General features: G+C 68.7%; 13 protein-coding genes. 2 read left to right on the forward strand and 11 right to left on the reverse strand.

Going from position 1 to position 12865, the window contains the following annotated elements:
- Position 1 precedes the first annotated feature (1 nt).
- Complete coding sequence (locus tag ABE85_RS16260) at positions 2-385, forward strand: VOC family protein (RefSeq protein WP_067276770.1); 384 nt, start codon at positions 2-4, stop codon at positions 383-385.
- 121 nt (positions 386-506) lie between these two features.
- Here ABE85_RS16260 and ABE85_RS16265 read toward each other — a convergent pair whose 3' ends face one another.
- The 10 genes from ABE85_RS16265 to ABE85_RS16310 all read right to left on the reverse strand — a co-directional run bounded on the left by ABE85_RS16265 (position 507) and on the right by ABE85_RS16310 (position 11064).
- A complete protein-coding gene (locus tag ABE85_RS16265) occupies positions 507-1472 on the reverse strand; it encodes a tripartite tricarboxylate transporter substrate-binding protein (protein ID WP_067276773.1) in 966 nt (321 codons plus the stop codon).
- A gap of 139 nt (positions 1473-1611) precedes the next feature.
- Positions 1612-2904, reverse strand: coding sequence for a phenylacetate--CoA ligase family protein (locus ABE85_RS16270; RefSeq protein WP_067276777.1), 1293 nt, complete (start codon positions 2902-2904; stop codon positions 1612-1614).
- Positions 2904-3194: a hypothetical protein gene (locus ABE85_RS16275; RefSeq protein ID WP_067282868.1), complete on the reverse strand. Its 291-nt coding sequence runs from the start codon at positions 3192-3194 to the stop codon at positions 2904-2906. The genes ABE85_RS16270 and ABE85_RS16275 overlap by 1 nt, the downstream gene beginning before the upstream one ends.
- 27 nt (positions 3195-3221) lie before the next feature.
- On the reverse strand, positions 3222-4088 hold the full coding sequence (locus ABE85_RS16280) for an ABC transporter ATP-binding protein (protein WP_082939050.1): 867 nt from the start codon (positions 4086-4088) through the stop codon (positions 3222-3224).
- 46 nt (positions 4089-4134) lie between these two features.
- Positions 4135-5448 carry an ABC transporter substrate-binding protein gene (locus ABE85_RS16285; RefSeq protein WP_067276783.1) on the reverse strand — a complete coding sequence of 438 codons (1314 nt, stop codon included), beginning with the start codon at positions 5446-5448 and terminating at the stop codon, positions 4135-4137.
- Between the two features lie 85 nt (positions 5449-5533).
- A complete protein-coding gene (locus ABE85_RS16290) occupies positions 5534-6595 on the reverse strand; it encodes a branched-chain amino acid ABC transporter permease (RefSeq protein WP_067276786.1) in 1062 nt (353 codons plus the stop codon).
- 33 nt (positions 6596-6628) lie between these two features.
- Complete coding sequence (locus tag ABE85_RS16295; RefSeq protein WP_067276790.1) at positions 6629-7558, reverse strand: branched-chain amino acid ABC transporter permease; 930 nt, start codon at positions 7556-7558, stop codon at positions 6629-6631.
- Between the two features lie 48 nt (positions 7559-7606).
- Complete coding sequence (locus tag ABE85_RS16300; RefSeq protein ID WP_082938668.1) at positions 7607-8545, reverse strand: ABC transporter ATP-binding protein; 939 nt, start codon at positions 8543-8545, stop codon at positions 7607-7609.
- A complete protein-coding gene (locus tag ABE85_RS16305) occupies positions 8545-10491 on the reverse strand; it encodes a long-chain fatty acid--CoA ligase (RefSeq protein WP_157522531.1) in 1947 nt (648 codons plus the stop codon). The genes ABE85_RS16300 and ABE85_RS16305 overlap by 1 nt, the downstream gene beginning before the upstream one ends.
- Positions 10492-10638: 147 nt before the next feature.
- On the reverse strand, positions 10639-11064 hold the full coding sequence (locus ABE85_RS16310) for a hypothetical protein (protein ID WP_157522534.1): 426 nt from the start codon (positions 11062-11064) through the stop codon (positions 10639-10641).
- A gap of 305 nt (positions 11065-11369) precedes the next feature.
- On the opposite strand from ABE85_RS16310, the gene ABE85_RS16315 reads away from it, so the two are divergent.
- Complete coding sequence (locus tag ABE85_RS16315) at positions 11370-12026, forward strand: Crp/Fnr family transcriptional regulator (RefSeq protein ID WP_231993311.1); 657 nt, start codon at positions 11370-11372, stop codon at positions 12024-12026.
- Positions 12027-12035: 9 nt separating this feature from the next.
- Here the strand turns inward: ABE85_RS16315 and ABE85_RS16320 are convergent, their stop codons facing one another.
- Positions 12036-12626, reverse strand: a complete 591-nt coding sequence (locus tag ABE85_RS16320; RefSeq protein WP_067276800.1) for a GNAT family N-acetyltransferase — start codon at positions 12624-12626, stop codon at positions 12036-12038.
- Positions 12627-12865 lie beyond the last annotated feature (239 nt).

Genomic DNA, 12865 nt, shown 5'->3' on the forward strand with positions numbered 1-12865 from the left:
CATGATCAGCTACGTCACCCTGGGCAGCAACGACCGCCGCGCGGCCAAGGCGTTCTATGACGCCGCGCTCGCGCCGCTGGGCCTGAAGCCGGGCTACTCGGACGACGAGATGGTCGGCTACGGCCCCGAGGGCGGCGAGACGCAGCTGTGGGTGGTGCAGCCCTTCAACGGGCTGGACGCGACGGTGGGCAACGGCTCGATGCTCGCGCTGGCGGCGTCGACGCGGGCGCAGGTCGATGCGGTGTACGCCGCCGCGATCAGCGGCGGCGGCAAGGACGACGGCCGCCCCGGTCCGCGCGAGAACTACGGACCGAATTTCTACGCGGCCTATTTCCGCGACCTGGACGGCAACAAGGTGGGCGTGGTGTGCCGGTCGCCAGCGTGACGGCGACAGGAAAGCGAGACCGGGGCTCGTCCGCCGTGCAGCAATGAAAAAGCCCGCCATGAGGCGGGCTTCGGAGCCTGAGCCCGAAGCGGCGGCGCCGCTTCGAATCGTCGTGCGTCGATCAGTCGGCGTACTGGCCGGCGGCCTTGATGACCGGCGTCCACTTGGCGATCTCGTCGGCGACGAACTTCTTGTGCTCGGCCGGGTTCACGCGGTTGTCGGTGACGATGACCGCGCCCAGCGCTTCCTCGCGCTTGTGGAACTCGGCATCCTTCAGCGCCGTCTTCAGCGCCGTGTTGATCTTGTCCAGCACCGCCTTCGGCGTGCCCTTGGGCGCGTACATGCCGTGCCAGATCGTGACGTTGAAGCCCTTCAGGCCGGACTCGTCCAGCGTCGGCAGCTTGGCGAGCGAACCGCCCAGGCGCTTGGGCGTGGACACCGCGTAGGCCTTGACCTTGCCGCCGTCGATCTGTGTCGTGGTGTTGGTCGTCTGGTCGCACATCAGGTCGACCTGGCCGCCGATCAGGTCGGTCATCGCCGGGCCCGTGCCCTTGTACGGGACCGTCGTCATGTCGATCTTGACCGTGCTCATGTACAGCAGGCCGCACAGGTGCGACGCCGAACCCAGGCCGGCGTTGGCCAGGTTGATCTTGCCCTTGTTGGCGTTCAGCCACTTCACCAGGTCGGCGTAGTTGGCGGCCGGCAGGTTGGGACGCGAGATCAGCGTCATCGGCACTTCGTTGATCAGGCCCAGGTACTCGAAGTCCTCCAGCGTCTTGTACTGCAGGTTGCGGTACAGGGCCGGCGAGGTCGAGATGCCGATGTGATGCAGCAGCAGCGTGTAGCCGTCCGGCGCGGCCTTGGACACCTTGGTGGCGCCCAGCGTGCCGCCGGCGCCGCCGACGTTCTCGATCACGATGGTCGCGTTCAGCGGCTTGCGCAGCGCCTCGGCCAGGTCGCGCGCGACCTTGTCGGTCGGGCCGCCGGCAGCGAACGGGACGACGATGGTCACCGGCTTGTCCGGGTAGTCGGCCCAGGCAGCGCCGACGCTCAGCGCCGCGACGGAGGCGAGCAAGATCTTCTTCATGGTGTCTCTTCCTCGTTGGAGGTGTGGGTGATGGCGCGGATGCTAGGTCGCCCTCCCACATTGCAACTTACGGAAACTACGTAAGCCGGGATAGCACCGAGGCATGGAACCGCTGCCATCCCCCTCCCTCTGAGGGAAATCAGTCGAACTTCCGCAGGTCCTCGATGACTTTTCCGTCGTTGGGCAGCCCGCCCGCCGCGACGAACACGACCTCGCCCCGCAGCTTGGTCACGTCGCGCAGCGCGGCGGTCAGGCCCTCCGCCATGCCCTCGGGCGCCGGGCCCTCTGTCTCGACCCGCAGCGTCATGCGGTCCTGCGCCATCTCGCCCTCGACCACCAGCCGGCCGCGCCGCGCCTGCGGGAAGCGCCGCAGCACCTCGGCCACCTGCCCTGCGTGCACGAACATGCCGCGCACCTTGGCGCTCTGGTCCGCGCGCCCCATCCAGCCCTTGATGCGCACGTTGGTCCGCCCGGTGGGACAGGGACCGGGCAGCACAGCCGACAGGTCGCCGGTGCCGAAACGGATCAGCGGATAGTCGCGGTTGAGCGTGGTGACGACGACCTCGCCCACCTCGCCGTCGGGCACCGGATCGCCGGTGCCGGGGCGGACGATCTCGAGGATCACGCCCTCGTCGACGACCAGCCCCTGGCGCGCCACGGTCTCATAGGCGATCAGCCCGAGGTCCGCGGTGGCGTAGCACTGGAAGCCGGCGACGCCGCGCTCGCCGCACCAGTCGCGCAGCGCGGTCGGGAACGCCTCGCCGCTGACCAGCGCCTTGCGCACGGACAAGGCCTGACCCTGCTCCGCCGCCTTGTCCAGCAGGATCTTCAAGAAGCTCGGTGTGCCGACGTAGGCCTGCGGCCGGAGTTCGGCCATCGCCTGCAGCTGCAGCTCCGTGTTGCCGACACCGCCGGCGAACACCGTGCAGCCCAGCGCCTCCGCGCCGCCTTCCATCATGGCGCCGGCCGGCGTCAGGTGATAGCTGAACGAGTTGTGGACCAGGTCGCCCGCGCGCAAACCCGCCGCGTGCAGCGCGCGGCCGACACGCCAATAGTCGCGCCCATGTCCTTCGGGCTCGTAGATCGAGCCCGGCGACTGGAACACGCGACGCGCGCCGCCGTCGCGCTTCAGGCCGCGCCAGCCGATGGTCGAGAAGCCCCCGAAGGGTTCGAACGGCACGCGTCCCGCGTCCGCGCGGACCGCCTGCTGCCGCGCGAGCAGCTCCGACTTGCGCGTCACCGGCAGCCGCGCCAGCGCGTCGCGCGTGCGGACCAGGTCCGGCTCCACGTCGACCAGCAGTTCGCCGAAGGCATCGGTGTTCTGCCGCGCGTTGGCCAACTGGTGCGGCAGCGCCGCCATCAGCGCGGCCTCGCGCGCGGCGGGATCGCGCGTCTCCAGCGCGTCGTAGAAATCGAGGCTGGCGGCGCCCATCACTCCTCCGCCCACTGCGCCAGACGACGCTTGAGGTCGTCCTGCAGCTTGCGCACGTCGGCCGCGTTGCGGCAGATGCGCGTTTCCCAGTCGGGGCTGCGCGCCGGCTTCTTCGCCAGCTTCGCGGTGATCTGGCCCTCGCCGACCGCGAGCTGGAGGACCTCCTGGTTCTCGAAGCTCCAGCCGGCGCCGCGCTCCGTCAGCGCGCGCAGGTCGCGCAAGGCGCGCTTCAACTGCACGAGCGCCTCCTCGGCCTTGAACGGCGGGGGCGCGAAGAAGTCGTTGTCCATGAACTGCTCTCCCATCAATCCTTGAATTCAGGCGAGCCAGCGCTTGCGGCGCTTGTAGCTCTTCACGTCGCGGAAGCTCTTGCGATCGGTGCCACCCATGCCGAGGTAGAACTCGCGCACGTCCTCGTTGTCGCGCAGCGCCTGGGCCTGGCCGTCCATGACGACGCGGCCGTTCTCCAGGATGTAGCCGTAGTCGGCGTAGCGCAGCGCCATGTTGGTGTTCTGCTCGGCGAGCAGGAAGGTGGTGCGCTCCTTGCGGTTGAGGTCGCGCACGATCTCGAAGACTTCCTCGACGATCTGCGGCGCCAGGCCCATCGAGGGCTCGTCCAGCAACACCATCTTCGGATCGGCCATCAACGCCCGGCCGATCGCGCACATCTGCTGCTCGCCGCCCGAGGTGTAGGCGGCCTGCGAGGTCCGCCGCGTCTTCAGCCGCGGGAAGTAGGCGTAGACCTTCTCCAGCGTCTGCGCGACCGCCGCCTTGCCGTCGGTGCGCGTGTACGCGCCGGTGAGCAGGTTCTCCTCGATCGTCAGGTGCGCGAAGCAGTGCCGCCCCTCCATCACCTGCACCACGCCGCGATGCACGAGGTCCGCCGGGGTGAGCCGCTCGATGCGCTCGCCGCGCAGCTCGATCGAGCCCTTCGTGACCTCGCCGCGTTCGCCCGCGAGCAGGTTGGAGACCGCGCGCAGCGTCGTGGTCTTGCCGGCGCCGTTGCCGCCGAGCAAGGCCACCACCGCCCCTTCGGGCACGCGCAGCGAGACGCCCTTCAGCACGAGGATCACGTGGTGATAGATGACCTCGATGCCGTTGACGTCGAGCAGCGCGGGCGCCGCCACAGCGACGCCCGTCGGGGCACTCGATGCGGCAGCGGAAGAAGCGGAAGTGGCTTGCATGGCGGTCGTGCTCAAGCAGAGTTCAGGCGAATGTCAGAAGCGACGTTCAGCTGCAGCTGCGCGGCTTCAGGTTCTTGGTCTGGGCGTACTTGGCGGCGTACTCCTTGACCAGCGGATCGATGTGGGTCTTGTCCGACTGGTACCAGTCGGAGGCGAGGTTCCACTTCGCGCCGTCCCACTGGACGATGCGCGCCCAGTCGTTGCCCATGTGGTTGGCGCAGCTGGTCTGCACCGGGCGCATCACCTCGCCGAAGCCCAGCGCCTTGAGCCGCTCGGCGCTCAGGTTCAGGTTCTCGAAGCCCCAGCGCACCTGCTCCGGCGTCATGACCTTGCCCTTGCCGAACTTCTCCTGCGCGGCGCGGATCGCCTCGACCTGCAGCATCGAGATCATCATGCCCCGCGTGTGCGCGATGGCGCCGATGCCGGTGGCCGGGCCGGTGCCCTGGCCCTTGTCGTAGACGAACTTCTTCAGCTCGTCATGGACCTTGTCCTTGGCCGAACTGTTGTGCAGCGTGATCGCGTTGTAGCCCTTGGCGCCGGCGCCGATGTCCTTGACGTCGTGGTCCGAGCCGGCCCACCAGATCGCGTAGATCTTCTCGCGCGGATAGCCGCTGGCCTGCGCCTCGCGGATGCCTGCGGGCGTCATCACGCCGGCGGACCAGAACAGCACGTAGTCCGGCTTCTGCTGGCGGATCTGCAGCCAGGTCGACTTCTGCTCGACCCCGGGCGGCGTGACCGGATACAGCAGCACCTCGAAGCCCTCGGCGGCGGCGCGCTTCTGGATCAGCGGGATCGGCTCCTTGCCGTAGGGGCTGTCGTGATAGACCAGCGCGATCTTCTTGCCTTTGAGCGAGCCCTTCTCCTTCTTCGCGATGTCCTGCAGCATCACGTCGGCGGCAGTCCAGTAGGTGCCCAGCAGCGGGAAATTCCATTCGAACACGGTGCCGTCGGCGGACTGCGACAGGCCGTACCCCGGCGTCTCCACGACGACCTTGTCGACGAAGGCCTTGTCCGTCACCGCGAAGGTGATGCCCGTCGACTGCGTGTCGAAGCCCGACGCGCCGCCGCCCTTCCCCTTCAGGCGCTCATAGCACTCGACGCCCTTGGCGGCGTCGTAGGCGGTCTCGCATTCCTCGAAGGCGAGCTTGACGCCGTTCACGCCGCCGTCGCGCGCGTTCACCAGCTTCAGGTAGTCCTGCTTGCCGTCCGCCCAGGGCATGCCCAGCGGCGCGAACTGGCCGGTGCGGTACACCAGCAGCGGGATGAACTGCTCGGTGGCGGTCTGTGCCGCCGCCGGCAGCGCCGCCGCGACCAGCGTGGCCGCGCAGAGCGCGCCTCGCGCGAAGGTCTTCAAGCTCATGGTGTCGTCTCCTGGTGGTGCACTCTGCGGTGCGGTTTGAAATCTCGTGGACCCAATGTCCGGTCGATGCGTGATCGATCGGCGATCAGTGCGGAAATGGCCACAGGCGCAGCTTCTGGCGCGCCGTCGACCACAACCGCGCGAGTCCGTGCGGCTCGACGATGAGGAAGAACACGATCAGCGCGCCGAAGATCATGTGCTCCAGGTGCGAGGCGGCCGCGGTGGAGAGCGGCAGGCCCAGCCAGTGCGGCACGTGGTTCAGCAGCAGCGGCAGCAGCACGATGAACGCCGCGCCGAAGAAGCTGCCCGCGATCGAGCCCAGCCCGCCGATGATGATCATGAACAGCAGCTGGAAGGACTTGTCGATGCCGAAGGCCGCGGGCTCCCACGCGCCCAGGTGCACGAAGCCCCACAGCGCGCCGGCCACGCCGACGATGAAGCTGCTGACCGCGAAGGCCGTCAGCTTCGCGTGCACGGGCCGGATGCCGATGACGGCGGCGGCGACGTCCATGTCGCGCATGGCCATCCATTCGCGGCCGATGGCGCCGCGCACCAGGTTCTTGGTGAGGATGCCGCACACGACCACCAGCGACAGGCACAGCAGGTAGCGCTGCGCCGGCGTTTCCAGCGGCAGGCCGAAGAGCTGCAGCGTGCCGACGCTCACCGAGCCCGACGAGGAGTTCGTCACCCACGGCACGCGGTTGGTGAACCAGTCGATGAAGAACTGCGCCGCCAGCGTCGCGACCGCGAGGTAGAGCCCGCGGATGCGCAGGCTCGGCAGCCCGAAGATCACGCCGCAGACCGTCGCGGCCAGCCCGCCGCCGATCAGCGACAGCAACAGCGGCATGCCCTCGATGCGCACCTGCAGGTTGTAGGCCGCATAGGCGCCGACGGCCATGAAGGCGCCGGTCCCCAGCGAGATCTGCCCGCAGTAGCCCACGAGCACGTTCAGGCCCAGCGCCGCGAGCGACAGCACGAGGAAGGGGATCAGCACCGCGCGGAAGGTGTAGTCGCTCGCCAGCCAGGGCACGGCGACGAAGGCCACCAGCGCCAGCGCGATCACCGCGCGGCGGTCCTGCGCGATCGGGAACAGCGCCAGGTCCGCGCGGTAGCTGGCCTTGAACTGGCCGTTTTCACGATAGAACACGGTCGTCTCCTTGATCGGTCGTCGAGCGGGAACTCAGACGCGATCGATGATCTTGTCGCCGAAGAGGCCTTGCGGCCGCACCAGCAGGAAGCCCAGCGCGAGCACATAGGCGAACCAGTTCTCGATGCCGCCGCCGACGGACGGACCGAGGTAGATCTCGGACAGCTTCTCGCCGACGCCGATGATCAATCCGCCGACGATCGCGCCCGGCACCGAGGTCAGGCCGCCGAGGATCACGACCGGGAAGGCCTTGAGCGCGACGAGCGAGATCGAGTACTGCACGCCCAGCTTGCTGCCCCAGATGATGCCGGCCACCAGCGCGACCAGCCCGCCGACGGACCACACGATCACCCAGATGCGCGACAGCGGGATGCCGATGGACTGCGCGGCCTGGTGGTCGTCGGCGACCGCGCGCAGCGCGCGGCCGGTGCGGGTCTTCTGGAAGAACAGCGACAGCAGGCCCACCAGCGCGGCGGCGATCACGGCCGAGTACAGGTCTTCCTTGTTGAGCAGCAGACCGCCGGGGAAGCTGTCCTCGAGCACGAACAGCGGATCCTTCGGCAGGCCGACGTCGATCTTGTAGGTCGAGCTGCCGAAGATCAGTTGCCCCGCGCCGTCGAGGAAGTAGCTGATGCCCAGCGTCGCCATCAGCAGCGTGATCGCCGGCTGGTTGACGAGGCCGCGCAGCGCGAGCCGCTCCACCAGCCACGCGACGACGACCATGCAGGCCGCGGCGGCGACCAGCGCCAGCACGTTGGCCAGCAACACGCTCTCGAAGCCGAACCACTGCGGGAACCATTCGGCGAAGCGCGCCATCGCCAGCGCCGCGAACAGCACCATCGCGCCCTGCGAGAAGTTGAAGACGCCGGAGGCCTTGAAGATCAGCACGAAGCCCAGCGCGACCAGCGCGTAGAGCATGCCGGCCATCAGCCCGCCGAAGACGGTTTCGAGGAAGAAGCCCATGATCGTTTCCTTGCTTGCCTGCTTGCTGCTGCTTGCTTCTTCCGGCGCTCACTCGCCGGCGCCGAGGTAGGCGCGGATCACTTCCGGGTTGGCGCGCACCTCGTCGGGCGTGCCGTCGCCGATCTTCTTCCCGTAGTCGAGCACCACGACGCGGTCGCTGATGTCCATCACCACGCCCATGTCGTGCTCGATCAGGACGATGGTCGTGCCGAACTCGTCGTTGACGTCCAGGATGAAGCGGCACATGTCCTGCTTCTCCTCGACGTTCATGCCGGCCATCGGCTCGTCGAGCAGCAGCACCTTGGGCTCCATCGCCAGCGCGCGGCCCAGGTCCACGCGCTTCTGCAGGCCGTAGGAGAGTCCGCCGACCGGCGTCTTGCGATGCGCCTGGATCTCGAGGAAATCGATGATCCGCTCGACCTTCTCGCGGTGCTCGATCTCCTCCTGCGCGGCCGGACCGATCCGCAGCGCCTGCCACAGCAGGTTGCGCTTCATGTGCAGGTTGCGGCCGGACATGATGTTGTCCAGCACGCTCATGCCCTTGAACAGCGCCAGGTTCTGGAAGGTGCGCGCGACGCCGCGTTCGGCCATGCGGCGCAGCCGCGCGCGCGGGCTCCACTGCCGCACGTCCTCGCCGCGGTAGCGGATGCCGCCCTGCTGCGGCTGGTAGACGCCGTTGATGCAGTTCAGCATCGAGCTCTTGCCGGCGCCGTTGGGGCCGATGATGGCGCGGATCTCGTGCTCGCGGACGTCGAAGCTGATGTCGTTGAGCGCCTTCACGCCGCCGAAGGACAGCGAGATGTGCTCGACCTCGAGGATCACCTCGCCGATGCGGCGGCCCGGCGACGCGTCGCCCGCGGACCGGGGCGACGCCGCGCCCTGCGCCGGCGCTGCCGGTGGCGCGGCATGGCCGGCTTCCTGGAACTGCGCCCCGGCCGCGGAGTCGCCTGCGGCGCCCCCGGCATTGACGGTGAGACTGGCGCTCATCAGGCGGCCCTCCGGGTGTGCGGGAAGGTGGTTGCCTCCTCGATGCGCAGGTCGGCGGACACGCTACCGCTGCGGCCGTCCTCGAAGCGGACCGCCGTCTCGATGAACTGCGAGGTCCTGCCCGCGTAGAGCGCGTCGATCAGCACGGCGTACTTCTCGGCGATCGCGCCGCGGCGGACCTTGCGGGTGCGCGTGAGCTCGCCGTCGTCGGCGTCGAGTTCCTTGTGCAGCACGAGGAAACGCGTGATCTGGCTGCCGGTCAGCCGCTCGTCCTGCGCGAGGTCCGCGTTCACCTTCTCCACGCAGTCCTTGATCAGCCCGAGCACTTCGGGCTTGCCCGCGAGGTCGGTGTAGCCGGCATAGGCGAGGTTGCGGCGCTCGGCCCAGTTGCCGACGGCCTCGAAGTCGATGTTGACGAAGGCGCAGACGTGATCGCGCCCGTCGCCGAAGGCCACCGCCTCCTTGATGAACGCGAAGAACTTCAGCTTGTTCTCGACGTACTTGGGCGCGAACATCGCGCCGTCATGCGCACCGCCGCGCAGCCGGCCGACGTCCTTGGCGCGGTCGATGATCTTCAGGTGGCCGCCCGCGTCGAGGAAGCCCGCATCGCCGGTGCGGTACCAGCCGTCGGCGCCCAGCACCTCGGCCGTCGCTTCCGGGTTCTTGTAGTAGCCCTTGAGCAGGCCCGGCGACCGCACCAGGATCTCGCCGCTGTCCGCGAGCTTGATCTCCACGCCGTCGATGGGCACGCCGACGGTGTCGGACTTCGCCTCATGGTCCGGCTGCAGGCAGACGAAGACGGCCGTCTCGGTCGAGCCGTAGAGCTGCTTCAGGTTGATGCCGATGGAGCGGTAGAAGCTGAAGAGATCAGGACCGATCGCCTCGCCCGCGGTGTAGGCCACGCGCACCCGCGAGAAGCCCAGCGCGTTGCGCAGCGGGCCGTAGATCGCGAGGTCGCCGAGGCGGTACTTGAAGCGCTCCCACGCGTCGACCGGCTTGCCGTCCATCAGCGCCGGGCCGACGCGCTCCGCGAGCGCCATCGCCTTCGCGAAGAGCCAGCGCTTGGGCGCGCCGGCATCCTCCATGCGGATCATCACGCTGGTGAGCAGGCCTTCGAAGACCCGCGGCGGCGCGAAGTAGTAGGTCGGGCCGATCTCCTTGAGATCGATGCTGACGGTGCTCGCGGACTCGGGGCAGTTGACGACGTAGCCGCAGGCCAGCCACTGCGCGTAGCTGAAGACGTTCTGGCCGATCCAGGCACAGGGCAGGTAGGCGAGGACCTCCTCGTCGGCGGTGAGCTTGTCGAAGCGCGCGCCGGCCTGGGCGCGGTCGATCAGCGAGGTATGCGTGTGCACCACGCCTTTCGGATGGCCGGTGGTGCCGGAGGTGAAGAACATCGCCGCCACGTCGCCGGCACGGCCGGCGTCGACCTCGCGCTCGAACCAGCCGGGATGGCGCATGGCATGGGCTCGGCCGTCGTCGCACAGGCTGTCGATCGAGGCGAGTCCGTCCGCCGCGTAATGGCGCAGGCCGCGCGGATCGTCGAACCAGATGCGCCGCAGCGCGGGGCATTGATCGCGGATCTCGAGCAGCTTGTCGACCTGCTCCTGGTCCTCGACGACGACGAAGGCGACGTCGGCGTTCTGCAGCGGGTAGGCGAATTCAGCGGCGACCGCGTCCTGGTACAGCGGCACGGGGATCGCGCCCAGCGACTGCGCGGCGAGCATCGAGGCGTAGAGCCGGGGCCGGTTCTCGCCGATCACGACGAGGTGCTGACCGCGTGTCATGCCGGCGGCGGCGAAGCCGTGCGCAAGGTCGCGCACGAGCGCCGCCAGCGCCGCCCAGTCGAGGGTCTGCCAGATGCCGAGCTCCTTCTCGCGTAGCGCCGGCGCGTGGGGGCGCTGGGCGGCGTGGGCGAACAGCAAGCGGGGGAAGGTGTGTTCCACCGTCGTCTCCTTTGTCCTCCCCGCTGTCGCCATCTCTATGGAGGCGCTCTGATCGCGGGGCTGCGCCGACTGTAGGCCGGCCCATTGACGTCGTGTTGTCGTTGCGACGACAGTCCTAGGGAGACTTCGGGGGAGCGTTTTCCCGGATCAGGCTGCCATGTTTGCGATGGCGTCCCTGCGGGCCTTGCGGTCAACAGGCGGTTGCAGCGTCGACGCGATGGTCAGGGGCGGAAGTCCGCACCGGGGCCCGTACGCAGTCCAGGACAGTCCGATAAGTCGCGGCGCTTCGGCTGTCCGGATGTCGATGCACAGGCTGCGCAAGCCATGCTGCAGCGCTGCCAGAGCTTCCGGCTGCATCAGGCCCGCGCGCCAGCGGTCATGGAGCAACCTGATCCGGTACCCCATGGACTGCCAGACGCCGCTCTCCTCGCAGCGCAGCCTCAGCTTTCCGATCAGGTTTCCGAATTGGACGACGTCCCGGGGAATGACGATCTCATCGGGACACAGTGCCTGCGGCTCAGTCCCGTCGCCGGTCAAGTCCTCAACGGCGTTCGACAACATGCGATCGTTCAAGGACATCATTTCGTCGAGATAGCGCTGGAGCCTTTCCGTGCAACATCGGATCACATGTCAAAAAGGGGAAGCTGCGCTAGTCGTCGAGGTTGTCATCCGGGTTCCTGCTCCGTGTTTCCCCCAGGGCCCCTCGTCAGGTTCGTGTCATGCACAGGCGCGATGAACGGGGGATGGCTCCGACCACCGACACCGTTGTCCACGCCGCGCCGGGTTCCCCCCCGCCCGCGGCCCTGCAGCCGTCCGTCTCCGGAGCCGTCCCGACGCAGCCGATACGGCTGCGGGCGCGGGCCGCGAGCGCGCAGGAGATGAGCGCCATTCCCTGGCTGAAGGCCATCGAGCCCGAACTGCGCGAACGCGTCGCTTCGAGCATCCAGGTGGCGGAGGTCGAGGTCGGCGAGCGCATCTGCCGCATCGGGCGCGAGGCCAACTTCTGGTTCGGCGTGGTCGACGGGCTGCTGAAGATGAGCAACGACGAGGCGGCGGCGCGGCAGGTCACCTTCACGGGGGTGCCTCCGGGGGGCTGGTTCGGCGAAGGCACGCTGCTCAAGCGCGAGGCCTACCGCTACAACATCCAGGCGCTGCGGCGCAGCGTGGTGGCGGGGCTGCCGCTGGAGAGCTTCCACGAACTGCTGGCGACCAGCCTGGCCTTCAACCGCTACGTGCTCAACCAGCTCAACGAACGGCTGGGCCAGTTCATCGCCGCGCGCGAGATCGACCGCCAGAGCGACCCCGACCTGCGCGTGGCGCGCAATCTGGCGTCACTCTTCCATCCGCAGCTCTACCCCGGCGTGAACGGGCTGCTGCGCATCACGCAGCAGGAGCTGGGACACCTGGTGGGGCTCTCGCGCCAGCGCGTCAACGAGGCGCTGCGCCACCTGCAGGAGCAGCGCCTGATCGCCGTGGAATACGGCGGGCTCAGGGTGCTCGATCTGGCGGGACTGCGGGTGTATCCGCAGCAGTAGGGAGAGGCCTCAGGCCCCGAACGGTGTTGCCTCGGGCGGCTCCGACGACCGGGCCGCGTACTGCCCGGCGTTGATCTCGTAGAGCAGGCTCGCCGCCTCGCCCGGACAGTCGGCGACCGAACCGGTCAATCGCAGGCCGACACGCTCCAGCGTCTTGCGCGCCGCCGTGTTGCCCGGCGCCAGCAGTGCGTGCACCGACGTCGCATGCAGGCTCTCGAAGGCCAGCGCCAACGCGGCCGTCGCCATCTCCGCCGCATAACCGCGGCCCCAGTGGTCGGACAGGAAGTGGAACTCCAGCAGCAGCGCCGGCGCGCCGCAGATGCGGCCCCGGCTCAGGCCGCCGAATCCGATCGCGCCCAGCGAGGGCTGTTCCCGCAGCGCCACCGCCCACGGTCCCAGACCGTCGCGTGTCCACAGCGCGCGCCACAGCTCCAGCCGCTCCGACGCCGCCGGGCCGCCCGCATCGAATCGGCGATTCGCGGGATCGGTCAGCAGGTCGCGGAAGCTGCGCGCATCCGCGGCGGCGGGCGGACGCAAGGTCAGCCGACGGGTCGCGGTGAGCCGCTCGACGGCGGGGATGGAGATGAAGGGCGCTAGCATAGGGTTAACCCGCAAATTATGCGCCCAAGCCGGATTTCAAGTGCACCTTCGACCGAGGGGTCGGTGACAGGCCCGGACTTGCGTCACGAAACGTGACGAAGGAGATGGAACCGCAGAAGCTTTGAACCCGATGCGCGTCAATCGCCCACCCGTCGCCCGCCAGTCGCCCTCAACGCGGGCGATGCCCCCCGCGTGAGCGGTGCCGACAGCCCGCGGACAGGTCGGGCGTTCCCTGCTGG

The sequence above is a fragment of the Mitsuaria sp. 7 genome, from assembly GCF_001653795.1.
Taxonomy (GTDB): domain Bacteria; phylum Pseudomonadota; class Gammaproteobacteria; order Burkholderiales; family Burkholderiaceae_C; genus Roseateles.